This is a genomic window from Pseudomonas sp. PS01299, assembly GCF_029960145.1.
In the GTDB taxonomy this organism is placed as follows: Bacteria; Pseudomonadota; Gammaproteobacteria; order Pseudomonadales; family Pseudomonadaceae; genus Aquipseudomonas; species Aquipseudomonas putida_A.
In genome coordinates this window covers 1-1,757 of the sequence record NZ_JASCPO010000461.1, presented here as the reverse complement: position 1 = coordinate 1,757, position 1,757 = coordinate 1, and the positions used below count along the sequence as shown (strand labels likewise).

Sequence of the window (1,757 nt, the reverse complement as noted above, 5' to 3'; positions counted from 1 at the left end):
CTGCTGGCGCCCTCGCGCCCAAGCCCGCTCCCACATTTGGAATGCCTTTCAATGGGGGGGGGGCAGTTGCCGGACTGAGATTTGTATAGTGAGGCGGCTGGAGCCTTCGCGAGCAAGCCCGCTCCCACATTTGGAATGCATTTCAATGGGGGGGGGCAGTTGCCGGACTGAGATTTGTATAGTGAGGCGGCTGGAGCCTTCGCGAGCAAGCCCGCTCCCACATTTGGAATGAATTTCAATGGGGGGGCAGTTGCCGGACTGAGATTTGTAGTGAGACTGCTGGCCTCTTCGCGAGCAGCCTCGCTCTCACATTTGGAACGCGTTTCCCTTGTAGGAGTGAGCCTGCTCGCGATGGGGCCGGTGCGGTCAACGCAACTTTTCAAGCATCTGGTAATACCACATCCCCGCCGCCAGCAGCGGATTGCCCAGCAAATCCCCCATCGGCACCCGAATATGCTGGCACTGCGCAAAGGTGTCGAACTGTTCCATCTGCCCGGTGATCGCGCGGCTCATGATTTCGCCCATGATGTGGGTGGTGGCGATGCCGTGTCCGGAATAACCCTGGCAATACCAGACGTTGTCCGAGAGCTTGCCCAGTTGCGGGATGCGGTTGATCACGATGCCCATCGCGCAGCTCCACTGGTAGTCGATCTGCACCCCTTTGAGCGCCGGGAACGTCTGCTCGATGCACGGGCGCAGCTCGGCGGCGATGTCCCGTGAATCCTTGCCACTGTAATTGGCGCCGCCGCCGAACAGCAGGCGCCCGTCGGCCGTGAGGCGGTAGTAGTCGAGGACGAAACGGCAGTCGTACACCGCCAGGTCTTCGGGGTTGATCTGCCGCGCCAGATCACCCAGCGGCGCGGTAGTGACGATGCCGCCCATGGCCGGGAAAATCTTGCCCTTGAGCTGACCCGGTTCGAGCTTGTGATAGACGTCACCGGCGAGCATCACTTGATTGGCGTCGATCTGGCCGTGGGCGGTGCGCACGCCTGGCGTCTTGCCGTGAATGATTTCCAGCACCTCACTGTTCTCGAAGATCAAGGCACCTAGACTTTCCGCCGCCCGCGCTTCGCCGATGCACAGGTTGAGCGGGTGCAGGTGCATGTTGCGGGTGTTCTTGATTGCGCCGTGGTAGAGGTCGCTTTGCAGCAGGTCGCGCACTTGGCTGCGGTCGAGCAGGCTGACTTCATCGCCCAGGCCGCGACGCACGGCTTCCTCGTAATCGTTGCGCAAACCGTCCATGTGGCTCGGCTTGTAAGCGGCGTGCAGATGGCCATGCTTGAGATCGCACTGAATGCTGTATTTCGCCACGCGTTCTTGGATGATTTGATGACCGCGCCAGCGCAGGTGCCAGATGAAATCGTCGACTTCATCACCGAGTTTCGGGCGCATCTGTTTGCGCATCGCACCGTCGCCGGAGAGGCTGCCGGTGACTTGCCCGCCATTGCGCCCGGTGGCGCCCCAACCGATCTTGTGGCTCTCGACGATGGCGACTTTCAGGCCTTTTTCGGCGAGTTCCACGGCGCTGGCGACGCCAGTGAAACCGCCGCCGATGATCACCACATCAACCTGGTGCCGGCCCTGCAGGGTCGGGTAGTCGGTGTCCTGGTTGAGGGTGGCGGTGTAGTAGGAATTGCAGCGTTGGGTCATGTCGGTGTCCACACAAAATTCGGGAGTCAGGGTGCAATCCCCTGTGGGAGCGGGCTTGCTCGCGAATGCGGTGGGTCAGTCACTGAAATATTGACTGTGCCGACGCC

The 1,757-nt window shown here is 61.2% G+C and carries 1 protein-coding gene; it reads right to left on the bottom strand.

Features of this window, described 5'->3' with window-relative positions:
• Positions 1-366: 366 nt before the first annotated feature.
• Positions 367-1,650 carry an FAD-binding oxidoreductase gene (locus tag QMX91_RS30990; RefSeq protein WP_282413896.1) on the bottom strand — a complete coding sequence of 428 codons (1,284 nt, stop codon included), beginning with the start codon at positions 1,648-1,650 and terminating at the stop codon, positions 367-369.
• Between the last annotated feature and the right edge of the window lie 107 nt (positions 1,651-1,757).